Genomic DNA, 22,928 nt, shown 5'->3' on the forward strand with positions numbered 1-22,928 from the left:
ACCCGTGGTGTCGGTTAATTCCAACAGCAGGGGGATTTTTGTTGAAGCCTCAACTACCTGGCCTGTGCCGCCCGGGTGCGGCCTTCAGAAAATGATGCCATCCTGCAGCGGCTGCATGCCGTGGCGCATGCGTGCGCGGTTGCACGCATGGTCGCCGGCCTCGAACTCGCGGCAGGGCGAGGGCCGCCATTCGTAGATGCCGCAGGCCGCCTTGTCGCCCACCTTGCCGGTCAGGGCGGCACAGCGCGCGGGCACATGGTCGGTGCCGCGCATGCGGCAGGTGCTGCTGGTGACCTCGACCGCCAGCCCGTTGGGCACCGTGCCGCCCATGGCCTGCGTCTCCTCCACCGCAAAGTCCACGCGAAAGCTGGCGCAGCAGGCGCCGCAGGTCAGGCAGGGGTGGAGGGAGTCGGGCATAAAAAGGGCACTCAGGCAGGGCTCGGGAGGGGAATGCTAACGAAAAATCCCACGCCCTGGCCATTCAGCCCGTCGCCGATCTGCACCTGCCCACCCATGCGCCGCGCCGCCTGCCGCACGATGGCCAACCCCAGGCCCGAGCCATTGGCGGCATGCCCCGTGCCACGGTAGAAGCGCTCGAACACCTTGCCGCGCTCGGCCAGCGCAATGCCGGGGCCATCGTCCTGCACCGACAGGTGCAGCGTGCCGGCGTCGCTGCGCAGGCCCACGGCCACCGAGCCACCGGCCTGGGCGTAGCGCACGGCGTTGTCGATGAGGTTGTGCGCCACCGACTCCAGGGCCGTGGCATCGAGCCGCGCCGGCAGGCTGTCGGGTGCGTCCAGCGACAGCTCGATGCGCTGCGCCATGGCGGCAGGTGCCGCCAGCGCCAGTGCGGCGCGCAGCCACTGCGCCACGTCCATATCGCGCAGGGCCGGGCGCTGGGCGTCGTCGAGCGCGGCCAGGTCCAGCAGCTGCTGCGCCAGGTGCGAGGTGCGGGCGATAGCCTGCTCCAGGTGCGCCTGGGCTTCGGTGCGCTCGGCTGCGCTCTCTGATCGCGCCATCACATGGGCCTGTGCGGTGATCACCGCCAGCGGGGTGCGTATCTCATGGGCGGCGTCCTGCACGAAGGCGCGCTCGCGCTCCACCTTCTGGCGCAGGCGGGCGAGCAGGGCGTCGAGCGACTGCTCCAGCGGCTTGAGCTCGCGGTGCCGGGCATGAAAGCCCACGGGCTGCAGCTCGTCGCTGCTGCGCTGGGCAATGCGCCGGGCCAGTTGCTGCAGGGGGCGCAGGCCGTTGCGCACGGACAGCCATACGGGCAGCAGCACAAAGGGGGCCGCCAGCAGCAGGTAGGGCACGAGGTAGCGGCCGTTGTAGTGCAGGTAGTCCGCGTCGGGGCGCTTGGGTTCCAGGATGCGCAAGGTCCAGCGTGCATTGCGGCCAGCGTAGATGCGGTAGGGCTGGCCCTGCATGGTGGTCTCCGTGAGGGACGAGCCTGCGCGGTCGCGCAGTGGTGGCAGGTCCATGCCCTGCAGCCCGCTGGCGGCATAGACCAGCCGGCCCGAGGCGCCGTCGCGCAGCTCGTGCATCAAGGCCCCGGGCAGCAGGCCGTTCTGGCGGCGGCGCACATTGGTCCAGTGGTCGGTCGAGGCCAGGGCGGCGGCCGCGTGCGACGCATCCGGCAGGTCGGCCAGCGACTCCAGCACGGCGTCGCCGTACTTGAGCATGCCCGGGTCGTAGGTGATGGCCTGCTTGTACTTCAAGTAGTTGTAGCCCAGCAGCACGGCCCACACCAGCACGAAGGCCACCATGACGGAGGCCACGCTGCGGCGCACCAGCGTGGGCTCTGCCAGCCGCTGCCACAGCGCGCGCAGCCGGTGGGGGGGGTGTTGCCCTGCGCTGCTCATGGCTGCAGCAGGTAGCCCACGCCGCGCACGGTGCGTATCAGCTCTGCCCCGATCTTGCGGCGCAGGTTGGACACATGCACCTCGATGGCGCCAAAGTCCATCGGCTCGCCCAGCGGGTCCAGGCGCTGCGCGAGCACGCCCTTGGGCACCACGGCGCCGGGCTCGCGCGCCAGCTCCAGCAGCAACTGGAACTCGCGCGGTGACAGGTCCAGCGGCACGCCACCGCGCTGCGCGGTGTGGCGCCGGGGTTCGATCACCAGGTCACCGAGCATCCAGCAGTCGCTGGCCTGGCGCGCGCTGCGCCGCAGCACGGCGCGGATGCGCGACATCAGCTCGGCCGTGGCGAAGGGCTTGACCACGAAGTCGTCGGCCCCGCCATCAAGCCCGGCCAGCCTGTCCTCCACCGCCGAGCGCGCGGTGATGACGATGATGGGCACCTGCTCGCCCTGGCCGCGCCAGCGCGCCAGCAGATCGAAGCCGCTGCCGTCGGGCAGGGTCAGGTCCAGCAGCACGCAGTCGATGGCGGTGGCGTTCACCGTGGTGGGGGCGTCCACCGCACGGCGCAGCCACTCGCTGCTCAGCCCCTCCACCTTCAGGGCAGACTGCAGGGCTCGGCCCAGGTCCAAATCGTCCTCGATCAGCAGGATGTGCATCGCGCGATTGTGGCGCCTGCGGGCTTAAGGCCGGCCAAAGGCGAGGGCAGTGGGCTTTGGCATTGCCACAGCATGGGCTGGACAGAATCCACCGCCTGGCACGTACCCACTTCCATGCGCTGCTGGCACTGCCCTGGCTGGCGTGCGCCCCTCTGGGCGGCGCCCCTGCAGGGCCGGCCCTTGCCCCGCTGGCCTTCTCGTCCACCGACCACTGGACCCGGCAGGGCCGCGCCGCCCCCTGGCTGCCGCCGCCGGTCCGCGAGCATGGCCCAGGCGCTGGTGCGGTGCCGCCGAGCCGCGCCTTTGGCTGGGCTTAAGCAAAGGCCCCGCACAATCGGTGGCATCCTGAGGAGTCCCGCATGCTGCTGATTCGATCGCTGAGTTGTCTGGCCCTGCTGGCGTCCCTGGCGGGCTGTGCCACGGGGCCCACGCACCCGTCACTGGCCGGTGCGCCCCTGCCCGAGCTGATTCCCGTGCATGACTTCGTTGCCAACCGCCAGGCCACGGGCAGCTACCGCGTCTCGCCCGATGGCAAACACCTGGCCTGGACGGGGACCGAGGGCGTGAGCCCCGCCATCTGGGTGCGCACGCTCGGCACGGACGATGCCCGTGCGTTCCCGATCCGCGCGCGCTTCTTCCGCTGGACTGCGGACAGCCAGTACCTGGCGGCCGTGGTCGATGGCTCGGGCGACGAGAACACGCATGTGCATGCGGTTGCCGTGCACCGCCAGGGCGCCGCCTGGGTGGACCTCACGCCGTTCGACAAGACCGCGTCCCACCTGCTGCAGACGGTGGAGGGCGGGCCCGACCTGATGGTCACGACCAACCGCCGCGACAAGAAGGTGTTCGACCTGCACCGCGTGGACCCGCGCACCGGTGCCCACACCGTGGTGGCAACCAACCCGGGCAACGTGGCCTCCTGGGGCGTGGACCGGCAGGGGCGCCTGCGCACACGGCTCATCGTGTCGGACACGGCCAGCCAGCTGCAGCGCCCCGGCGCGGCGCCAGACAGTGCCTGGACCTCCATCGCCGAATGGGGCCGCTTCGAGGGCCTGCGCCTGCTGGAGCCCGATGCCAGCGGCCAAGCCATGTGGGCACTGTCCAACCGCGGGCGCGACAAGGTGGCGCTGGTGCGCATGGACCTGGCCACCGGCGCCGAGACGCTGGTCCATGCCACGCCCGAGGTGGACCTGGACTACGTGCTCATCAGCCGCACTACACAGCAGCCGCTGATTGCCTATTCCATGCCCGGCTACCCCCGGCGCGAGGTGTTCGACGCCGCGCTGCGCCAGCGCCTGGCCGTGCTGGACAAGGGCCAGAACGCCGAGATCGCCGTGACCAGCAGCGACGACCAGGAGCGCACGCTGACGGTGGCCGTCACCACGGAGCGCAGCACCAGGAGCTACCTGCTGCCCGGCGAAGGGGGAAAGCCTGTGTTCCTGGGCGAAAGCCGCATGGCCCAACTGGCCTCGGCGCTGACCGCCACGGAGCCCGTCTCTTTTGCCAGCCGCGACGGGCTCACCCTGCACGGCTACCTGACCCTGCCCGCCGGCGTGGCCGCGAAGAATCTGCCCATGGTGCTGCTGGTGCACGGCGGCCCCTGGGCGCGCGACCGCTGGGGCGACAGCGCCACCAGCCGCAGCCTGCAGCACTTTCTGGCCAACCGGGGGTATGCCGTGCTGCAGGTCAACTACCGGGGCTCGTCGGGCTATGGCCGCACCTTCATGGAAAAGGCCATCGGCGAGTTTGCCGGCAAGATGCACGATGACCTGGTCGACGGCGTGCAGTGGGCCGTGCAGACCGGCGTAGCCGACCCGCGGCGCGTGGCCATCTACGGTGCGAGCTACGGCGGCTATGCCGCCCTGGTGGGTGCGACCTTCACGCCCGAGGTGTTCGCCTGCGCGGTGGACGTGGTGGGCCTGTCGCACCTGGCACGCTTCATGGAAACCGTGCCGCCTTATTGGGAGATGGGCATGGTCGGCTGGCGGCGCTACATCGGCGACCCCGCCAAGCCCGAAGACCGGCGCTTGATGGATGCCAAGTCGCCCCTGTTCAAGGTCGGTCCCGCCACCAGCCCCTTGCTCATCATGCACGGCGTGAACGATCCGCGTGTGAAGCTGGAGCAGTCGGAGTTGATGGTGGCCGCCCTGCGCCGCGCCGGGCGGCCGGTGGACTACGTCACCTTCCAGGGCGACGGCCACGGCAACCAGAAGTGGAGCAACAACCTCACCATGTACCGCAAGACCGAGGACTTCCTGGCCAGTTGCCTGGGCGGGCGCACGGGCGGGTTCGATTACTACCAGCTGGCTTCCTGGGCTTTCTGAAGGAGGATGTATGGATCGACGGAGAATGGCCATGGTTCAGCGGGCCCGGTGCCTGGCCCTGGCCGGCGTGGCTGCCGCCGCCCTGGTGGTCGGCAGTGCGCTGGCCCAGCCCGCAGTGCCGGCGCAGGCGGATGGTCAGGCTGGGCCGGTGCTCACGCGGGCGCGGGTCGTCTCTGTCCAGCAGGATCCGGGAGGGCCTCTGTATGTGCGTCTGAAGCTGCTGCCCCGCTCCAAGCTGCCCTTCACGACGCAGCGCTTCACAGTGGTCGACCGCACGCTGCTGGTCGGTATTGCCGAAGGGGCCTGGGTCAAGTTCACCGCCAAGAGCGTGGAGGGCGAGAACACGCTGACGTCCATCCAAATCGCCGAGGAGTGCAAGCGCTTTCAGCCCTGTGATTGAAGCGCCAGCGTCGGCGCTCCTCACGCGTAGAGCGTGCCGTTTTTCAGGGCGGTCAGGGCGTTGGCGAGGTTGGTGCGGGCCTGGGCTTCATACCGCCCATGGAACCAGTCGGTGCCATAGATGCGCGGCCGCTCCAGAAAGCCCCGCAGCACCGCGCTGCGGCCCGCCACATAGCGTGGCCAGCGCACGAAGAAATACTCGCGCCGCACATTGCGCTCGAACTGCCGGTACACCGTATCGCTCTGGCCGAGCACGGCCAGGTCGATATCGACGACCCACTGCGCATCGCCCGTGAGCGGGCCGGGGTTGTGGCGCGTGTCGAGGATGAACTGGTGCACGGCCTGCACCCGTGGGGGCGGCAGGCCCTGCGCGGCCAGGAAGCGGCTGGCCCAGTCGGCGCTCTTCTCTTCATTCAGACGGCCCCAGGGCCGGTAGACGGCATCGTGGAACCACAGCGCCAGCGCCACGGCATGGGGCTGCTGCAGCGCGTCGGGCAGGGTGGTCTGCACCGCCTGCAGTTGGCGCAGGCAGGCCCACAGGTGCGTGGTGTCATGGTAGGCGCGTGGCCAGCGCGCCCAGGCCAGTACCAGGCGCCGGCCTTCGCTGCGCCAGGCGGGCGTATCCCGGCCCAGGGCCTGGCCCATCGATTGCCAGTGCGCCAGCAGTTCGGCGCAATGGGCGGGCTGGCGGCGCCAGGGCATGGTGAAGAGACTCAGGCCACTTTGCCCAAAAGCAGGTACTCCATCAACGCCTTCTGCGCATGCATCCGGTTCTCGGCTTCATCCCAGACAACCGATTGCGGCCCGTCGATCACATCGGCTTCCACCTCTTCCCCCCGGTGCGCCGGCAGGCAGTGCATGAACAGCGCATCGGGTTTGGCGGCGGCCATCATCTCGGCGTCCACGCACCAGTCGGCGAAGGCCTTCTTGCGCTCTTCGTTCTCGGCCTCGTAGCCCATGCTGGTCCACACGTCGGTGGTCACCAGGTCGGCGCCCTTGCAGGCTTCGAGCGGGTCGCTGAAGAATTGGTAGCTGCCGGCGGTGGCACCGGCCAGCTTCTCGTCCACCTCGTAGCCGCGCGGCGTGCTCACATGCACCTTGAAGCCCAGCAGCGCCGCCGCCTGCAGCCAGGTGTTGGCCATGTTGTTGCCGTCACCCACCCAGGCCACCGTCTTGCCCTGTATCGAGCCGCGGTGCTCGATGAAGGTGAAGATGTCGGCCAGGATCTGGCAGGGGTGGAACTCGTTGGTCAGGCCGTTGATCACGGGGACGCGCGAGTGCGCCGCGAAGCTTTCTATCTTGGTCTGCTCGTAGGTGCGGATCATCACCAGGTCCACCATGCGGCTGATGACCTTGGCGCTGTCCTCGATGGGCTCGGCGCGGCCGAGCTGGCTGTCGCCCGTGGTCAGGTGCACCACGCTGCCGCCCAACTGGTACATGCCGGCCTCGAAACTCACGCGCGTTCGGGTGCTGGCCTTCTCGAAGATCATGGCCAGCGTGCGGTCCACCAGGGGGTGGTGCTTTTCGTAGGCCTTGAACTTCTTCTTGATGAGCGCGGCACGCTCGAACAGGTAGGTGTACTCGTCGGCGCTGAGATCGTTGAACTGCAGGTAATGTTTCATGGCATTGCGGCGCGCTGCATGCGCGCCCAGGGTTTATTCGGCCAGCAGGGCTTTGACCAGCGGGACCAGCTTGGCGACGATCTCGTCGGCCTCGGCGGTGGACAGGATCAGTGCGGGCACGAGGCGGATCACCTTGTCGGCCGTCACGCTCAGCAGCAGGCCGGCTTCGGCCGCCTGGGCCACCAGCACGCCGCAGGGCTTGTCCAGTTCCACGCCGAGCATCAGGCCCTGGCCGCGCACTTCCTTGACCCCGGGCAGGCTGCCCAGTTCGCGCACGAGCGCGGCCTTCAGGTGCTCACCCACGGTGGCTGCATTGTGCAGCAGACCGTCTTCTTCCATGATGCGAATGGTTTCCACACCGGCGCGCATGGCCAGCGGGTTGCCACCGAAGGTGGTGCCATGGTTGCCCGGCTGCAGCACGTTGGCGGCCTTGGGGCCGGCCACTACGGCGCCGATGGGCACGCCCGAGCCCAGGCCCTTGGCCAGGGGCATCACGTCCGGCACAATGGCGGCCCACTGGTGCGCGAACCACTTGCCGGTGCGGCCCATGCCGCACTGCACCTCGTCGATCATCATCAGCCAGCCGCGCTCGTCGCACAGCGTGCGCAGCTGCTGCAGGTACTCGACGCGCATCGGGTTGATGCCGCCTTCGCCCTGGATGGTCTCGAAGAACACGGCCACCACGTTGGGGTTGCCCTCGGTGGCCTGCTTGATGGCCTCGATGTCGTTCAGCGGCACGCGCACGAAGCCTTCCACCAGCGGGCCGAAGCCGTTGTGGATCTTGGGGTTGCCGGTGGCCGACATGGTGGCGATGGAGCGGCCATGGAAGGCCTTCTCATAGACCACGATCTCGGGCTTGGCGATGCCCTTGTCCACGCCGTACTTGCGCGCGATCTTCAGCGCTGCCTCGTTGGCTTCCAGGCCCGAGTTGCAGAAGAACACGTTGGTCATGCCCGACAGCTCCACCAGCTTGGCCGCCAGGGTCTCCTGCAGGGGGACGTGGTAGTAGTTGGAGGAATGCATGATCTGGCCGATCTGGTGCTGCAGCGCGGGCACCAGCTGGGGGTGGTTGTGGCCCAGCGTGTTCACGGCGATGCCGCCCAGGCCATCGAGGTATTCCTTGCCGTTCACGTCCCACACGCGGCAGCCTTGACCGCGGGCCAGCGCAATCGGCACGCGGCCATAGGTGTTCATCACGTGGGGCGAGGCGGCCTCAATGAAAGCGGTCATGCAGAAATCTCCTGGCGGTGCGGTGAGAGGGTGGGCTTGTCCACCCCGAAAACGAAGCACGATTCTAGGGGCCATGCGATGACCCGCTGTTGACGATTGCGCATCACTGCAATGCGCGTGGCCGGCGATGCCTTGTGCGCTGGTAGGAAATAGGGAGGTAGCTCTTATATAAGAGTTAGAATGCTACGCTGCAGTGCAGCATGCAGTGATCCTGTGGCTACCGGCTGTCCATTACACTTCGACCCGATGGTTTCCCCCACCTCCAAAGAGATCTTCATCCAAGGCGTCACCCACGACGGGAAAACCTTCCGTCCCAGCGACTGGGCTGAGCGTCTGGCGGGGGTGATGAGCAGTTTTCGCCCCGGGGGCGCGCGGCCGGGTAGCCACCTGAGCTATTCGCCCTGGTGCATTCCCACCACCCTCAATGGCATCAAGTGCGTGGTGGTGCACCGCGACCTGCGCGACCACGAGCCCATGGCCTGGGATTTCGTCGTCAACTTCGCGCGCGACAACAACCTGCAGGTGGCCGAAGCCTGCCTGGTGCCGGATGCTCCGGTGCTGCCGCCTCCCGTCAAGCCCTGAAAGGGCGCCCGCATTGCAAGCATGAAGGCCCCTCGGGGCTTTTTTTGTGCCTGGACGGGGCATGGCATCTGCCGCATTCGCGCCCCGGAAACGAAAAAACCGCCCAGAGGGCGGTTCGTTCGTTTTTTTGCTGGCAGCGCACCCGTTACAAACGGCGAACGGCGCGGGCCGTTCGGGCTGTTTGCCTGAAGAGGGTCAGGCGGCCAGGGCCAAGGCTTTCACCTTGGCAGACAGACGGCTCTTGTCGCGAGCGGCCTTGTTCTTGTGGAAGATGCCCTTGTCGGCCACGGAGTCCACCACGGCTTGCATCTTGGCGAACAGTTCGGACGCCTTGGTCTTGTCACCGGTCAGAACAGCCTTTTCGACGTTCTTCACAGCGGTACGGTATTTGGAGCGCAGCGAGGTGTTCGCGGCGTTGAGTTTCGTGTCCTGACGGACGCGCTTGCGGCCCGACGCCAGGCGCGGGTTCTTCTTCTTGGGTTTAGCGGATGCCATTGATGTGTTTCCTTAAGGTCTGAGGATGATGCCAGCAAAGCCCGCGATTATAGCCCAGTCGGCCAACCGGGCCCAGAGGGCGGCATATGAACGCCCGAAACAGGGCTTTTGGTAAGCGGGTGAAACACTGGGCGCCACTTCACACCCGCCTCGCAGACTTCATCTTCACTTCACGGTCGCCGCCAAGACTGCCTCGTCCATTCCACGCGGAGACTCTCTTGGCCCCCCTTTTGCCCAACCCTCCGGCGGTGGCCGCCGCCGCCCTCCACCCGCCAACGCATACACTCCCGGCGGTGTCATTGCTCAAAGCTGCTTCCACTGTCTCCCTGCTGACCCTGGCCTCCCGCGTGACGGGCCTGGCGCGCGATCTTCTGATGGCCTCCTTCTTCGGGGCCAATGCCCTGACGGACGCCTTCAACGTCGCCTTCCGCATCCCCAACCTGTTTCGCCGCTTCTTTGCCGAGGGGGCGTTCAGCCAGGCCTTCATCCCGGTGCTGGCCACCAGCAAGGCGCAGCAGGGGGAAGACGCCACGCGCGTGCTCATCGCCAACGTGGCCACGGCCCTCACTTGGGTGCTGCTGCTGACCTGCTTGCTTGGCGTGGCGGGGGCGCCGGTGCTGGTCTGGGCCCTGGCCAGCGGCATGCGCCAGAGCCCCGAGGCCTACGACGCCGCAGTGCTCATGACGCGCTGGATGTTCCCCTACATCGGCTTCATGTCCCTGGTCGCGCTGTCGGCCGGCGTTCTGAATACCTGGAAGCACTTCACCGTGCCCGCAGCGTCGCCGGTGCTGCTCAACCTGTCCATGATCGGCGCGGCCCTGCTTGGCGCGCCCCAGCTGGAGGCGCGCGGCATCGAGCCCATCTACTCCATGGCCGGCGGGGTGCTGCTGGGCGGCGTGCTGCAGTTGGCGGTGCAGATCCCGGTGCTGGCACGCATGGGCCTGTTGCCGCGCATCGGCGTGACCTGGCGCGCCATCCGCATGGCATGGGCCGACCCGGGCGTGCGCAAGGTGCTGTCGCTCATGGGGCCCATCCTGCTGGGCGTGGGCGTGGCGCAGATCTCGCTGATGATCAACACCCAGATAGCGTCCTACCTGAAGCCGGGCAGCGTCACCTGGCTGTTCTATGCCGACCGGTTGATGGAGTTCCCCACAGCGCTGCTGGGCGTGGCCCTGGGCGTGGTGCTCACCCCGCAGCTCACGGCGGCCAAGGCTGCGGGCGATTCGGACAAGTATTCCGCCATGCTCGACTGGGGCCTGCGCATCGTGGTGCTGCTGGCCGTGCCCTGCGCTGTGGCCCTGCTCACCTTTTCCAAGCCGCTGGTGGCCACGCTGTTCCACTACGGCAAGCTGGCCGACAGCGATGTGGGCCAGATCGCCATGGCCCTGTCGGGCTACGGCGCGGGCCTCTTGGGCTTGGTGGCCATCAAAGTGCTGGCGCCGGGCTACTACGCCAGCCAGGACGTGCGCACGCCCGTGAAGATCGCCATCTCGGTGCTGGTCATCACGCAGTTGCTCAATGTGGCGCTGGTGCCTTGGATCGCCCATGCGGGCCTGGCCCTGTCCATCGGCCTGGGGGCCCTCATCAATGCGCTGTGGCTGCTCATCGGTTTGCTGCGGCGCGGCAGCTACCAGCCGCTGCCGGGCTGGGGCCGTTTCATCCTGCAGGTGGTGGCTGCAAGTGCCTTGCTGGCCACCCTGCTGGTGTGGTCGTCGTACCATTTCGACTGGCTGGGCCTGCGCGCCGCCAAATGGCAGCGCATCGGCCTGCTGGCGGCGCTGATGGCGGCATCGGCCGCGCTGTATTTCGGCGCGCTGTGGGCGGCGGGCCTCAAGCTGCGCAAGATGCTGCGCCGCTGAACCGGCAGACCTGTGGCCCCGCGAAATAACCCTGTACCGCGTGACTTTTGCCGCTTGACGCGGCGGGGGCAGAACCGTACAACCTTGCCATGCCACTGAGCCTGACCATTCCCACCTCGCTGGAATACTTTGCGTCGCTGGTGCAAAGCGACGACCACTTCCCCTTGCTGGAGGCCGCCGCCAGCCTGGCGCAGGACGAGTACCCCGAATTCGACGTCCAATTGTTGCTGGGCGACGTGGACCAGCTGCTGGCGCGCATCAAGCGCCGCCTGCCGGCCGATGCGCCCGCGCTGCAGCGCCTGCGCACGCTCAACCAGTTCTTCTTTGCCGACATGGGGTTTGCCGGCAACATCAACAACTACTACGACCCCGAGAACAGCTACCTCAATGCCGTGCTGCGCACGCGCCGGGGCATTCCCATCAGCCTGGCCGTGCTGTGGATGGAGCTGGCCCAGGGCCTGGGCCTGCATGCGCGCGGCATCGCCTTCCCGGGGCATTTCATGGTCAAGGTGCTGCTGCCCAAGGGGCAGGTGGTGCTGGACCCGATCTCCGGCCAGTCTCTGAGCCGCGAAGAGCTGGGTGAGCGGCTGGAGCCCTACAAGCGCCGCAACGGCCTGGTGGACGACTACGACGTGCCCCTGGGCCTGTACCTGCAGGCGGCCACGCCGCGCGACATCATCGCGCGCATGCTGCGCAACCTCAAGGAGGTGCACCGCACCCAGCAGGACTGGCAGCGGCTGATCGCGGTGCAGGACCGCCTGATCGTGCTGCAGCCCCAGGCCTGGGGCGAGTGGCGCGATCGCGGGCTCGCGCACGCCGAGCGGGGCAACCTGACCGAGGCCATTTCCGACCTGGAGACCTACCTCCACCATGCGGACGACGGCCTGGACCTGGACCATGTGGCCGACCGGCTGAGCGCCCTGCGCAGCGCCAACGAGTAGGCTGCGAAAGCGCATTCGCGCTTTCCTGGGCGCCAATCAGCCCTGCAGCCGGGCCAGTTCTGCGCGCAGTGCTTCGTTCTCGGCGGTCAGCTCGGCCACGCGCAGGCGCAGCGCCTGCAGTTCGCCGCCTGCATCGGATGCCTCGCTCTCGGGCGCCGCTTCTTCCTTCTCTTCGCGCGGCTTGCGCTGCTTGGCATCGCGCACGCGCTTGGCGGCCTGCTTGAGCTCGTCCTTGCCGCCTTTGGCGGCGGCCACCTGCTCTTCGGCCGGCAGGGTGGCCACAGCGGCGGCGGTGTTCAGCGAGATGGTGCCGGACTTGACAGCCGCCACCAGCTCGGGCGCCGCCTGCTTCTGGATCTTTTCGATGGCCACCACCTGGCTGCTGCTCAGGCGGGCCGCCTTGGCAATGGCCTCGCGGCTGCTCAGGGTTTCGGAAGGCACGTCCGGTTCGGGTGCCGGCGGCGGTGGCGCGGCCACCGGGCCGTCGGACGACCAGGGCAGGTCGGCCTCGTCCACCGGCTCGGGCGGGATGGCGGCCGCACGGCTGCGGCGTGCGGCCACGATCTCGCGCTTGCGCAGGGCCAGCACGCCGCGCTGGAAGTCCGAGACGCTGCGCCGGCCCAGGTGCTGGTCGATCATCCACAGGTGCACGTCTTCCATGCTCTGGAAGTGCGTGTTCTGCACCGTCTGGAAGGGCAGGCCGTGCTTCTGGCAGATGCCGTAGCGGTTGTGGCCGTCCACCAGCACGTCGCCCCACAGCACCAGGGCATCGCGGCAGCCCTCGGCCAGCAGGCTGCGTTCCAGGGCGTCGTGTTCGTCGCGGGTCAGGGGATCGATGTAGGCTTTGAGTTCTTCGTTGACGACGATGTTCATGGTGGCGCGGAATCCGGGGAGCGAGGCAAGGGGCGGGATTGTAATGGCCCGCCCAGTGGTGCCTCCTACCGGTCCCGGGTGCCCCGCAGGGCGATCCAGGCCGCCACGGCGGTGAATACCACGAGGATGCCCACGATGATCCAGAAGCCGTGCGGGCTGTCCGCCAGCGGCACGCCGCCCACGTTCATGCCCAAGAGGCCGGTCATGATGTTGATGGGCAGGGCCAGCACCGTCACCACGGTCAGCACGAACAGGCTGCGGCTGTTGGCCTCCTGCACGTTGGCCGCCACCTCTTCCTGCAGCAGCTTGATGCGCTCCTGCAGGCCCTGCATGTCGCGCAGCACCACCGAAAATTCTTCGGTCGAGTCGCGCAGCTCCTGCGCGTCCTCGGCGCCCATCCAGGCCGGTGGGTTCTGCAGCAGGCGGAACAGGGCCGCTGGCTCGGGCGCCAGCAGGCGCTGCAGCCGCACCAGCAGCCGGCGCAGCACACCCAGGCGCGCGCGCTTGTGGTCCAGCCGGCCGGCGAGCAGCTCGTCCTCGATGCGGTCGATGCGCTGCGTGACCCCGCGCACGATGTCCACCAGCCCCCCGGCCTGGGTGCGCATGAGCTGCTCCAGCAGGGCCACGCTGGAGCGCGGCGATTGCCCGTCGCGCACCGCTGTGCGCAGCGCGTCCACCGAGCGCAGGGGGTGGGCGCGGGCCGTCACCACCAACTGCGGCGCCACGCTGATCCACAGCGTGGCGATGTCGAAGGGCTCGAAGGCGAAGTCGAAATGCGCGTCGTTGAGCACCGCGATCAGCGTGTCGTCGTCGCGCTCGATGCGGGTGGAGTGCGAGCCGTCCTTGAGCGCCTCGAAAAAAGCGTCGGGCAGCCCGGCATGGCGCTCCATCCAGCGCACCGCCTGGGTGTGGCTCAGGTTGAAGTGCAGCCAGACGAAGGGCTGGGGCTCTGCCTCCTCGGCCGGATCGGCGGTTGTGTGGCCTTCCAGTGCCTGGGCATCGGCAAGCAACTGCAGCCATTGCGCGGCCTCCACCGAGTCGATGGCCTGTGCCGGGCCGCCGGTGGCGTCCATGCGGTAGCCGCAGATCAGGCCTGCCGCATCTCCCCCGTAGTTCTGGCCGGCAGTGCCGGCGGCAGGTGTGTTCATGGGCAAGGGCGGCGCAACAACAAAGGCATGGTCGGGAATGCTGCCGTTACGACATGACAGCGATGTGACACTTCATGTGGGTGTCATGCATTTGTCACCGGAAGGGCGCATCATGGGAAACCCTATCTGCTCCTTCGAAGCCATGTTCCAAAACGCACCCATCGATGCCCAGGACCTGATGCAGCGCATCGCCAACGACCTGATCGACAGCTACGACGAAGAGCTGGAGCTGGAGATCGAGGATCGCAACGTGGACGATGCCGGCGACCTCGTCCCGACCGACAGGCATGCACGCCAGCAGTATTTCAAGGAGCTGTTCCGCCTGCAGGGCGAGCTGGTCAAGCTGCAGGACTGGGTGCAGCACAGCCGCCAGAAGGTGGTGATCCTGTTCGAGGGGCGCGATGCGGCCGGCAAGGGCGGCGTCATCAAGCGCATCACCCAGCGCCTGAACCCGCGCGTGGCCCGCGTGGCGGCGCTGCCCGCACCCAACGACCGCGAACGCACGCAGTGGTATTTCCAGCGCTATGTGGCGCACCTGCCCGCCGCCGGCGAAATGGTGCTGTTCGACCGCAGCTGGTACAACCGCGCCGGTGTCGAGCGCGTCATGGGCTTTTGCTCGGACGACGAGTACGAGGAGTTCTTCCGTACCGTGCCCGATTTCGAGAAGATGCTGGTGCGCTCGGGCATCACGCTCGTCAAATACTGGTTCTCCATCACCGACGAAGAGCAGCACCTGCGCTTTCTGGGCCGCATCCACGACCCGCTCAAGCAGTGGAAGTTGAGTCCCATGGACCTGGAAAGCCGCGTGCGCTGGGAGGCCTATACCAAGGCCAAGGAAACCATGCTCGAGCGCACCCACATCCCCGAAGCCCCGTGGTGGGTGGTGCAGGCTGTGGACAAGAAGAAGGCGCGCCTGAACTGCATCGCGCACCTGCTGTCGCAACTGCCCTACCAGGACGTGCCGCACCCGCCCGTGGTGCTGCCCGACCGCGTGCGCAACCCCGAGTACCTGCGCCAGCCGGTGCCTGCAGGCATGTACGTACCCGAAGTCTATTGAGGCCGTGCCGGGCTGGGTGTAGCCCAGCTCTTATTGGTGCCAGGCCCGCAGTCAGTGGCGGGCCACCGCGTCCCTTGCCGGGGTGCCGGGCCGGCCGAACTGGTGCCAAGCGCGGCGCAGCTGCGTATCCGAGCTGAACCCCGCGAGCGCTGCCGCCTGCGTCACGTTGTGGCCCGACTGCAGCGCCGCCTCGGCGGCGGCCAGGCGGATGCGGCGCAGGTACTGCAGCGGCGCGATGCCCGCATGCTCCAAAAAAAGCCGGTTCAGGTGCCGTGGCGAGGTGTGCGCCACCTCGGCCATGGCGGTCACGTTCCAGGGGGCCTGGGGTTGCTGGCCTACGGCGTCCTGCACGCGGTGCAGGGGGCCGTGCAGGTGGTTGCGGTGGTGCAGAAAGGGCGAGAACTCCGGGTCCTGCGGGCCGCGGCGCAAGGCCACCACCATGGTCTGGGCCACCTGGGCGGCAATCGCCGGGCCGCAGGTGTCGGCAATGCGGTACAGCACCAGGTCGATGCCGGTGGTCACCCCGGCGCTGCTGTGCAGCGCGCCGTCGTGCACGAAGACCCGGTTGGACACCACGTCGCAGTGCGGGTCCGCCAGGGCCAGCTCGCCCAGGTGCTGGTGGTGCGTGGTGGCACGCCGGCCGGTCAGCAGCCCGGCGTGGGCTGCCAGCACCGCCCCCGCGCAGATGGTAACCAGCTCCAGCCGGCCCGCAGCCAGGCGCATGCCGCGCAGCCAGTGCAGCAGGTCGCGCGCCTCGCTGTTGTCCACCGCGATGGCCTTGCCCGGCAGGCCCACCAGCACCACCCAGGCCGGCTGGGGCAGGGTGGCGGGCAAGGGCTCCAGCCCGGTCAGCATGGCGCCCACCGAGGTCACCGCCTCGGGCGTGGGGCTGGTGAAGTGCTGCACGAAGCGCTCGGGTTGGCCCTGGGCGCGCAGCAACTGGTTGGCGATGCGCAGCGCCTCGGCCGGTCCGGCCCAGTCCAGCACCAGGCTGCCGGGCAGCAGGGCGAAGTAGACGTGGATGGGAGCGTGCGGTGTCAGCGGTTCGGGTTCCATGGCGTGTCCATCTGGCGGGCGGTGCGCTCGGAGAGGGCGGAGCCGGCCAGGCGCGTGACCAAATGCAGGCTCATGTCGATGCCGGCGCTGATGCCGGCCGACGTGACCAGCGCGCCGCAGTCGACCCAGCGCACATTCTCCAGCACATCGAGCGCCGGGAACTGCGCGCGCAGGTCGGCGATGTCCTCCCAGTGCGTGGTGGCCGGCCCCTCGGTCAGCACGCCGGCCGCCGCCAGGATGAAGGCGCCCGTGCAGACCGAGGCCGTGATCTGCGCACCTGCGGCGGCCCGCGCCACCCAGGCGCGTGTCTCGGCGCAGGCGGCTGCGGCATCGACCACGCCGCCGGGCACGATCAGCACGTCCGGCGCCGCTGCGCTGGCGAAGTCGGCATCGGGCAGCACGCGCAGGCCGGCCCGCGCCTGCACTGGCTGCAGGCTGCGCGCCACGCACTGCACGGCAAAGGGTGTGGGCGCGCCGGGTTGCAGGCGCTGCTGCATGCGGCAGGCGGTGGTGAAGACTTCATAGGGGCCGCCCAGGTCCAGGGCCTCGACGTCGTCGAATACCAGGATGGCAACCTGCAAGGGGCGTGGGGAGGCGGAAACAGTGGTCATGGAGTGAACAAAGGTCAAAAGGTCAAGGGGCCGGCCGGGCGAACACATAGCGCGGGTAGGTGCTGCGGGCGCCGGCGGCCATCGCCGGGTTCACGTCCACCGTGCAGAAGGGGCGGTTCTTGCTGGTCTGCGCGAGCAGGGCGCCATCGGGGCTGATCGCCCAGCCAGCGCCGCCGTAGGTGCCTGCGCCCGTATCGACCCGGTTCGACGAGAGGCTGTAGGCGCCGGTTCGCACCGCCGCCACGGTGCCCATGGCCAGCCACTTGGCGGTGGTCACCGCTGCCGTGGCGCGCGGCGACAGGATGGCCTCCAGGCCCAGGGCGGCATAGCCTGCGTAGGTGTCCAGCGCCCAGAGCTCGGTGCAGATGCTCAGGCCGAACGCCAGGGGGCCGGCGGAGAAGCGCGCAAACTCGGCGTCGCCGCGCTCGAACCAGGTGGCCTCCCAGCCCCCAGGCTCATCGGGCAGGTGAAACTTGCGCCGCAGCGGCTGGTAGCCGCCCTGGGCTGACCAGGCAAAGCCCTCGTTGTAGTGGCGCCCGTCCACGGTGACCGGGCGGGCGCCCACTACCCAGGTGGCGCCCAGTTCGTGCAGCCGCGCCGTCCAGGCATCGCTCAGTGCCTCGGCTGCGGCCCAGCGCTGTGGATCGAAAGGCGCGGATTCCCACACGGGCTCCACGAAGGCGAATTCGGGTAGCAACACCAGCTCCGAGCGTTCGGCGCGCACATGGGCTGCCAGGGATTCCCACGCCGGTTCCAGCAGCGCTGGCTGGTAGGGCAGTTCGCAGACGGTGGCGCGCATGGCGGTCTCCCGGCTCAGCCTGCCGCTGCGGCGGCGGCCAGGGCTTCGTCTACGGTGCGCAGCGTGGCAAAACGGCCTGCCAGCACGGTGGCGGTGCGGGCCTTGATGTCGGGGGCGGGCAGCGTGCGGCCATCGGGCTGCACCATGTCCCAGGTCAGGGTGGCGTCGGCCACGAAGTCCACCTCCCAGCCCAAATCCGAGGCGTGGCGCGTGGTGGTTTCGCAGCATTGCTCGGTGCGGATGCCGCTCACGATCAGGCGCTGGATGCCGTGGCGGGTAAGCCAGACATCCAGGCCCGTGCCCACCAGTGCACTGTGGCGCGACTTGGTGAAGGTGGCGGCGGCGTCGAAGGCGGCCAGGCCATCGAGTGCCCGCACATGGCCGGATTCGACGGCGAAGGCGTTGCTGGCATCGGCCGGGCCTTCGCTGTGGAAGATGCGCACCACCGGTACGCCCTGTGCCACGCAGCCTTCGATCATCGCGTTCTGCGCCGCCAGGTAGGCGGGCAGGTCGTTGGCCGTGAAGTAGGGGCGCTGGCGGAAGGATTCCTGCACATCAATCACAATCAGACAGGTTTTCATGCTCGGGGCCTTCAAGTTTGGTTTGGAATGGCGCAATCTTCCCTTTGTAGAGCGGCGAAGTCCCGCCAGCCCTGGACATCTATCGATCAATTTCTGCCACGATTCTCGGTCTGGTCGGCGGGTGTGGAAATCTTGGCGCGCCCAATACCCTTGGTTTTTGAACGCGGCCTGTATCCAACGCTTCCTGGCAGGGGTTTGCTGCTATTGATTGCATAGCGTCAGGCGCATGAAGCCATAAGCTGCTATGGTGTATAGGGTTTTCCCTATATATGGATAGCACCAGCACATCTTCTGCCCATGGCCCGCCGTTCCCGTCTCTTCTCGCTGTCAGCGCTCACTCGCGCCTACCAGCGCAACCTCAAGGCCTTTGAAAAGGCGGCCAAACCCATGCGTGCGCAGGCGGTGACGGCGCTGCGGGCCGTGCCCAAGCTGGCCCAGAAAGCGGCCAGGCCGCAGCCCATCCGCTCTGTGGCGCCGCGCCCGCGCAAGCCGCAGCCCGTCAGTGGCGAGTGGCTGGCAGGCATTGCGCCGGGGCCGGCGGGAGCGCGGCGCTTTCATCTGTACATTCCGCCCGCACTCGCGCTCAAGAAGGGCGAGACACTGCCGCTGCTGGTCATGCTGCATGGTTGCGGGCAGACCGGGCGTGACCTGGCCGCCAGTTCGCGCATGAACCGGCTGGCGGCGCGCAAGCGCTTTCTGGTGCTCTACCCAGAGCAGGAGCGCATGGCCAACGCCCATGGCTGCTGGAACTGGTTCGAGCGACGCAATGGCAAGGCCGCTGCCGAAGCCGCCACCCTGCTGGCGGCCGTGGACCAGGTGGCGCGCCGGCATCCGGTGGACCTCAATCGCGTGGCGGTGGCAGGCCTGTCGGCAGGTGCCAGCATGGCGGCCTTGCTGGGCGCCACCTACCCGGAGCGCTTTTGCGCCGTGGCCATGCATTCCGGCGTGGCGCCGGGCACGGCCGAATCGGCCGCCACGGCCATGGCCGCCATGCATGGCAAGCGCGAGGCGCACCTGCCCGAGCCGCCAGGCGCCAGTGCCCTGGTGCCGGGCCTGCGCATCGACGGCACGCCACTGCCACCGCTGCCCCCTCTGCTGATCCTGCACGGCGATGCCGACGGCGTGGTGTCCGTGCGCAATGCGGTGGCCACGGCCACGCTGTGGGCCGAGGCGCTGGGTGCGCGGGCCGGCACGGCGCGCATGCTGCAGCGCGGCAAGCGCCATGCGACGCGGGTGACTGAATACCGGGCACGCGCCCGCTCGGTGGTGGCGCTGCGCGAAATCGTGGGCCTGGGCCATGCCTGGAGCGGCGGTACCCCCAGCCTGCCCTACAGCGACCCGCAAGGGCCGGACGCATCCACGCTGGTGTGGACCTTCGTGGAAAAGCAGTTCGCGCGCAAATGACCGGGCCGCGCCGGCTGGCTCAGACCAGCCGCGCGGCGACCAGTTCCTTCTTCAGGTAGGCGTAGAACAGCGGGGCCGCCACCAGCCCGGCCGGGCCGAACACGGCCTCGGCCACGAACATCACGCTCAGCAGCTCCCACACGCCCATGTGTGTGCGCCGGCCCACGACCTTGGCGTTGATCACGTACTCGGCCTTGTGGATAAGGATCAGGAAGCCCAGGCAGGCTGCAGCGGCCATGGGCGATACCGACAGGCCGACGATGGTGATCACCGCGTTGCACAGCAGGTTGCCCACGATGGGCACCAGCCCGGCCACGAAGGTCAGCGTGATCAGCACGGGGGTGTAGGGCAGCTCCAGCCCCCACAGCGGCAGGATGAACAGCAGGAACAGGGCCGTGAGCAGGGTGTTGAAGCTCGCGATCCAGAACTGTGCGGCCACGATCTGGCGGAAGGCCTCGCCCAGCAGCGTGATGCGCTGCTGCAGGGCAGCGGCCAGGGGCCCGCGCGGCGGTGCCGGCGGCCGCACCGCCGCGAGCGAGCCGATCAGCAGGCCTACGTAGGCGAACAGCAGCCCTGCCAGCCAGGCACGCCCGGCCATGGCCAGCGCGCCGGCCTTGGCACCCAGGTAGCTTGCGATGATGCGCTGGATCTCGGCCGCGCCTTCGGGCAGGTGGCTGGCCATGTCGGTCGGCAGCTTCAGCCGCAGCTCCAGCACCGTGCGCGCCATGTAGTCGAGCAGTTCGCGGTATTGCTGCGGCGCCTCGACCAGGTAGCCGCGCGAGTGCGTGACCCCTATCGCCAGCAGCACCAGCGGCGAGAGCATGACCACGGCGGCCGCAGCCAGCTCGGCCAGGCGCGGCAGCACGCTGGAGGGCGATGCGCTGCGGCGCCGGGCCAGCCGCGCCAGCCACTGCGCAAGCGCCCGCGTGGCCAGGAAGCCCAGGCACACGCACAGCAGGCCGGGCAGCAGGTTGCGCCACATCACCAGCAGCAGCGCACCGGCCATCAGCAGGTAGCTGGCCAGTGCCACGCCGCGCGGCAGCGTTGCAAAAGGGGCAGGGCCGCCGATGGCGGCCCCTGTGGCGGGCACGGCAGGTGTGCCGGGGGGGCGGGCAGGCACAATGCCCGTACCCGCTTCAGGCGGTTCCCGTGGTGGCTGCGCCATCGCGCGTGGCCGCCTCAGGCGACGACCACGGCGGCGCCGTCAACGCGTGGCGCAATGGCGCCAATGGTATAGACCTTTTCGCCCGCAGCCGCCAGCGTGGCGGCCGTGGCGGCGGCGTTGGCGGCATCCACCACCACCACCATGCCGATGCCGTTGTTGAAGGTGCGGTTCATCTCGATGTCGTCGATGCCAGCCGTCTTCTGCAGCCAGGCGAACAGCTCCGTCTGGGGCCAGCTGCCCTTGGTGAGGTGGGCGGCCGTGCCTTCAGGCAGCACGCGCGGGATGTTCTCCAGCAGACCGCCGCCGGTGATGTGGGCCAGCGCCTTGATGGGGTGGGCGGCCAGCGCAGCCAGCACGTTCTTCACGTACAGGCGCGTGGGTTCCATGATGGCCTGCTTGAAGGGCTTGCCGTCCAGCGTGGCGGGGGTGTCGGCGCCGGCGCGCTCGATGCACTTGCGCACCAGGCTGAAACCGTTGGAATGCACGCCGTGGCTGGCCAGGCCCAGCACCACGTCGCCGGGCTGCACGTCCTTGCCGGTGAGGATCTTGGATTTTTCGACCGCGCCCACGGCAAAGCCGGCCAGGTCGTATTCGCCTGTGGGGTACATGCCGGGCATTTCAGCCGTTTCGCCGCCGATCAGCGCGCAGCCGCTCAGCTCGCAGCCGCGGGCAATGCCGCCCACCACGGCCGCAGCCGTGTCCACATCGAGCTTGCCGCAGGCGAAATAGTCGAGGAAGAACAGGGGTTCTGCGCCTTGCACCAGCACGTCGTTGACGCTCATGGCCACTAGGTCGATGCCCACGGTATCGTGCATGTTCCACTCGAAGGCCAGCTTGAGCTTGGTGCCCACGCCATCGGTGCCGGAGACCAGCACGGGCTCCTTGTAGCGCTTGGGCACCTCGAACAGCGCGCCAAAGCCGCCGATGCCGGCCAGCACGCCTTCACGCATGGTTTTCTTGGCCAGGGGCTTGATGCGTTCGACCAGCGCGTCGCCCGCGTCGATGTCAACGCCGGCGTCTTTGTAGGAAAGGGGGGTGGGGGTGGCGGAGGAGCTCATGGATGGTGTGGTGCTGGTAGGCCCGCACGGCGGGCTGGAATCCAGGGATTTTAAGGGGCATGCTCCTCCGCTGGCTCTCAGCCCTGTCGAAACGGGGGCTTTGGAGGGCGGCGCGACAGGTTTGCCCGCCACGCCGCAGGGGCCCCGCCAGGCGGCGATGCCCTGGTAACGCAGGGCAGCCAGCGCGTTGGCGGCGATCAGCACCACCAGGCCCCAGGCGAGCAGCGTGGTGTGCTTGCATCATGGCGCCAGCAGGAGACTAAAATCGGCCATATTGTCGCTGCCGGGATCTTTCGCAAGAGGCGTCCCGGTGCAATGCAACGGCCCCTGTGCCGCCACTTTTGCCGCGTTCCGCCGCAGTCACCTACGGCCAGACATCTTTCAATGCCACCTGTGATGCCGCTGCTGATCTTCTCCCTGCCCGCCGCTTTCGCGCCCACCGCCACGGGCCGGCCCCTGCTGCCTGGGTGCCGCGCATGAAGCAACTGGCGCTCGACATCGGCCTGGCCACGGGGCCAACGCTTTCCCGCTTCTTCCCTGGCCCGAATGAGGCCTCTTTGCAACACCTGCGCCTGGCGGCCGGGGTCGGCAGCAGCCAGGCCACCCGTTCGCCGGTGCCCACCTACCTGTGGGGCGAATCCGGCAGCGGCAAATCGCACCTGCTCAAGGCCGTGCGCCAGGCGCTGCGCGACCAGGGCGACAGCGTCGGCTGGCTCGACCCCGCCGTGGCCGAGCCGCCCGAGTTCGAGGAGAACTGGTCCGCCGTGCTCATGGACGACGTGCACCTGTACAGCACGGCCCAGCAGGCGACGGCCTTCAACTGGTTCGTCAACGCCATCAGCCCGGCCAGCGGTAGCCAGCGCTGGGTGCTGGCCGCCGGCAGCCTGCCGCCGGCCGACCTGCCGCTGCGTGACGACCTGCGCAGCCGCCTGGGCTGGGGCCATGTGTTCCAGCTGCAACTGCTGGGCGAGCCCGAGCGGCGCGCCGTGCTGCGCCAGGAGGCCGACGCGCGCGGCGTGTTCCTGGGCGATGAAGTCATGGACTACATGCTCAACCGTTTCTCGCGCGACCTGGGCAGCCTGATGCAACTGCTCGACCAGCTCGACGCCTTTGCCCTGCGCACCCAGCGCGCCATCACCATTCCGCTGCTCAAGACGATGCTCGAGTCCGAATGAGCCAGCGCATCCACCTGCCGGCGCTCCGGTGCCT

The 22,928-nt window shown here is 68.5% G+C and carries 24 protein-coding genes; 9 read left to right on the forward strand and 15 right to left on the reverse strand.

The window, feature by feature from the left end:
- Window positions 1-84 precede the first annotated feature (84 nt).
- From ACSQ3Y_RS08645 to ACSQ3Y_RS08655, 3 genes are read right to left on the reverse strand one after another with little or no spacing between them, the layout of a single operon-like run.
- Window positions 85-417: a YkgJ family cysteine cluster protein gene (locus ACSQ3Y_RS08645; RefSeq protein WP_436176995.1), complete on the reverse strand. Its 333-nt coding sequence runs from the start codon at window positions 415-417 to the stop codon at window positions 85-87.
- 11 nt (window positions 418-428) lie between these two features.
- Window positions 429-1,862 carry a sensor histidine kinase gene (locus ACSQ3Y_RS08650; RefSeq protein ID WP_436176996.1) on the reverse strand — a complete coding sequence of 478 codons (1,434 nt, stop codon included), beginning with the start codon at window positions 1,860-1,862 and terminating at the stop codon, window positions 429-431.
- A complete protein-coding gene (locus tag ACSQ3Y_RS08655) occupies window positions 1,859-2,515 on the reverse strand; it encodes a response regulator transcription factor (protein ID WP_436176997.1) in 657 nt (218 codons plus the stop codon). The genes ACSQ3Y_RS08650 and ACSQ3Y_RS08655 overlap by 4 nt, the downstream gene beginning before the upstream one ends.
- Before the next feature lie 56 nt (window positions 2,516-2,571).
- Between ACSQ3Y_RS08655 and ACSQ3Y_RS08660 the strand changes: the two genes are divergently transcribed.
- From ACSQ3Y_RS08660 to ACSQ3Y_RS08670, 3 genes are read left to right on the forward strand one after another with little or no spacing between them, the layout of a single operon-like run.
- Window positions 2,572-2,832 (forward strand): hypothetical protein, encoded by a 261-nt coding sequence (locus tag ACSQ3Y_RS08660; RefSeq protein WP_436176998.1) that lies wholly within the window; start codon window positions 2,572-2,574, stop codon window positions 2,830-2,832.
- A gap of 42 nt (window positions 2,833-2,874) precedes the next feature.
- Window positions 2,875-4,839: a prolyl oligopeptidase family serine peptidase gene (locus ACSQ3Y_RS08665; protein ID WP_436176999.1), complete on the forward strand. Its 1,965-nt coding sequence runs from the start codon at window positions 2,875-2,877 to the stop codon at window positions 4,837-4,839.
- 25 nt (window positions 4,840-4,864) lie between these two features.
- Window positions 4,865-5,239 (forward strand): hypothetical protein, encoded by a 375-nt coding sequence (locus tag ACSQ3Y_RS08670; RefSeq protein ID WP_436177000.1) that lies wholly within the window; start codon window positions 4,865-4,867, stop codon window positions 5,237-5,239.
- A 20-nt stretch (window positions 5,240-5,259) separates the two neighbouring features.
- Here the strand turns inward: ACSQ3Y_RS08670 and ACSQ3Y_RS08675 are convergent, their stop codons facing one another.
- The 3 genes from ACSQ3Y_RS08675 to ACSQ3Y_RS08685 are packed head-to-tail and all read right to left on the reverse strand — an operon-like array spanning window position 5,260 to window position 8,090.
- Window positions 5,260-5,940, reverse strand: coding sequence for an HD domain-containing protein (locus ACSQ3Y_RS08675; RefSeq protein ID WP_436177001.1), 681 nt, complete (start codon window positions 5,938-5,940; stop codon window positions 5,260-5,262).
- 11 nt (window positions 5,941-5,951) lie between these two features.
- Window positions 5,952-6,860 (reverse strand): ornithine carbamoyltransferase, encoded by a 909-nt coding sequence (gene argF / locus ACSQ3Y_RS08680; protein WP_057203464.1) that lies wholly within the window; start codon window positions 6,858-6,860, stop codon window positions 5,952-5,954.
- A 33-nt stretch (window positions 6,861-6,893) separates the two neighbouring features.
- Window positions 6,894-8,090 carry an aspartate aminotransferase family protein gene (locus ACSQ3Y_RS08685; RefSeq protein ID WP_436177002.1) on the reverse strand — a complete coding sequence of 399 codons (1,197 nt, stop codon included), beginning with the start codon at window positions 8,088-8,090 and terminating at the stop codon, window positions 6,894-6,896.
- 246 nt (window positions 8,091-8,336) lie between these two features.
- Here ACSQ3Y_RS08685 and ACSQ3Y_RS08690 point away from each other — a divergent pair, with 246 nt between their 5' ends.
- Window positions 8,337-8,672, forward strand: a complete 336-nt coding sequence (locus ACSQ3Y_RS08690; RefSeq protein ID WP_057203466.1) for a DUF3579 domain-containing protein — start codon at window positions 8,337-8,339, stop codon at window positions 8,670-8,672.
- 195 nt (window positions 8,673-8,867) lie between these two features.
- Here ACSQ3Y_RS08690 and rpsT read toward each other — a convergent pair whose 3' ends face one another.
- A complete protein-coding gene (rpsT, locus tag ACSQ3Y_RS08695; protein ID WP_057203467.1) occupies window positions 8,868-9,167 on the reverse strand; it encodes a 30S ribosomal protein S20 in 300 nt (99 codons plus the stop codon).
- A gap of 293 nt (window positions 9,168-9,460) precedes the next feature.
- Between rpsT and murJ the strand changes: the two genes are divergently transcribed.
- Together murJ and ACSQ3Y_RS08705 are read left to right on the forward strand one after the other, a co-directional pair.
- Window positions 9,461-11,026, forward strand: a complete 1,566-nt coding sequence (gene murJ, locus ACSQ3Y_RS08700; RefSeq protein WP_057203503.1) for a murein biosynthesis integral membrane protein MurJ — start codon at window positions 9,461-9,463, stop codon at window positions 11,024-11,026.
- An 89-nt stretch (window positions 11,027-11,115) separates the two neighbouring features.
- Window positions 11,116-11,967 (forward strand): SirB1 family protein, encoded by an 852-nt coding sequence (locus ACSQ3Y_RS08705; RefSeq protein ID WP_436177003.1) that lies wholly within the window; start codon window positions 11,116-11,118, stop codon window positions 11,965-11,967.
- A 36-nt stretch (window positions 11,968-12,003) separates the two neighbouring features.
- On the opposite strand, the gene ACSQ3Y_RS08710 is transcribed toward ACSQ3Y_RS08705, so the two are convergent.
- Both ACSQ3Y_RS08710 and ACSQ3Y_RS08715 read right to left on the reverse strand, forming a co-directional pair.
- A complete protein-coding gene (locus tag ACSQ3Y_RS08710) occupies window positions 12,004-12,840 on the reverse strand; it encodes a plasmid replication/partition related protein (protein ID WP_436177004.1) in 837 nt (278 codons plus the stop codon).
- Between the two features lie 65 nt (window positions 12,841-12,905).
- On the reverse strand, window positions 12,906-13,988 hold the full coding sequence (locus ACSQ3Y_RS08715; protein ID WP_436177005.1) for a transporter: 1,083 nt from the start codon (window positions 13,986-13,988) through the stop codon (window positions 12,906-12,908).
- A 142-nt stretch (window positions 13,989-14,130) separates the two neighbouring features.
- On the opposite strand from ACSQ3Y_RS08715, the gene ppk2 reads away from it, so the two are divergent.
- Window positions 14,131-15,045, forward strand: coding sequence for a polyphosphate kinase 2 (gene ppk2 / locus ACSQ3Y_RS08720; RefSeq protein ID WP_057203504.1), 915 nt, complete (start codon window positions 14,131-14,133; stop codon window positions 15,043-15,045).
- A gap of 51 nt (window positions 15,046-15,096) precedes the next feature.
- On the opposite strand, the gene ACSQ3Y_RS08725 is transcribed toward ppk2, so the two are convergent.
- Genes ACSQ3Y_RS08725 through ACSQ3Y_RS08740 form a run of 4 tightly spaced genes read right to left on the reverse strand, consistent with a single transcriptional unit; the run spans window position 15,097 to window position 18,092 of the window.
- The gene (locus tag ACSQ3Y_RS08725) at window positions 15,097-16,101 is read right to left on the reverse strand and encodes a GlxA family transcriptional regulator (protein ID WP_057264733.1); all 1,005 of its coding nucleotides are present in this window, start codon (window positions 16,099-16,101) and stop codon (window positions 15,097-15,099) included.
- Window positions 16,083-16,712, reverse strand: coding sequence for a DJ-1/PfpI family protein (locus tag ACSQ3Y_RS08730; protein WP_436177006.1), 630 nt, complete (start codon window positions 16,710-16,712; stop codon window positions 16,083-16,085). Before ACSQ3Y_RS08730 ends, ACSQ3Y_RS08725 begins: the two co-directional genes overlap by 19 nt.
- A gap of 22 nt (window positions 16,713-16,734) precedes the next feature.
- Window positions 16,735-17,511, reverse strand: a complete 777-nt coding sequence (locus ACSQ3Y_RS08735) for a carbon-nitrogen hydrolase family protein (RefSeq protein ID WP_436177007.1) — start codon at window positions 17,509-17,511, stop codon at window positions 16,735-16,737.
- Between the two features lie 14 nt (window positions 17,512-17,525).
- On the reverse strand, window positions 17,526-18,092 hold the full coding sequence (locus ACSQ3Y_RS08740; protein WP_436177008.1) for a cysteine hydrolase family protein: 567 nt from the start codon (window positions 18,090-18,092) through the stop codon (window positions 17,526-17,528).
- 297 nt (window positions 18,093-18,389) lie between these two features.
- Between ACSQ3Y_RS08740 and ACSQ3Y_RS08745 the strand changes: the two genes are divergently transcribed.
- The gene (locus ACSQ3Y_RS08745) at window positions 18,390-19,496 is read left to right on the forward strand and encodes an extracellular catalytic domain type 1 short-chain-length polyhydroxyalkanoate depolymerase (protein WP_428002198.1); all 1,107 of its coding nucleotides are present in this window, start codon (window positions 18,390-18,392) and stop codon (window positions 19,494-19,496) included.
- A gap of 19 nt (window positions 19,497-19,515) precedes the next feature.
- Here the strand turns inward: ACSQ3Y_RS08745 and ACSQ3Y_RS08750 are convergent, their stop codons facing one another.
- Window positions 19,516-20,661 (reverse strand): AI-2E family transporter, encoded by a 1,146-nt coding sequence (locus tag ACSQ3Y_RS08750; protein ID WP_436177009.1) that lies wholly within the window; start codon window positions 20,659-20,661, stop codon window positions 19,516-19,518.
- A gap of 14 nt (window positions 20,662-20,675) precedes the next feature.
- The gene (gene purM / locus ACSQ3Y_RS08755) at window positions 20,676-21,719 is read right to left on the reverse strand and encodes a phosphoribosylformylglycinamidine cyclo-ligase (protein ID WP_057203476.1); all 1,044 of its coding nucleotides are present in this window, start codon (window positions 21,717-21,719) and stop codon (window positions 20,676-20,678) included.
- Window positions 21,720-22,195: 476 nt separating this feature from the next.
- Between purM and hda the strand changes: the two genes are divergently transcribed.
- Window positions 22,196-22,894 (forward strand): DnaA regulatory inactivator Hda, encoded by a 699-nt coding sequence (hda, locus tag ACSQ3Y_RS08760; protein ID WP_428002197.1) that lies wholly within the window; start codon window positions 22,196-22,198, stop codon window positions 22,892-22,894.
- Window positions 22,895-22,928: the final 34 nt, after the last annotated feature.

The organism is Acidovorax sp. LjRoot66, assembly GCF_964253305.1.
In the GTDB taxonomy this organism is placed as follows: domain Bacteria; phylum Pseudomonadota; class Gammaproteobacteria; order Burkholderiales; family Burkholderiaceae_C; genus Acidovorax.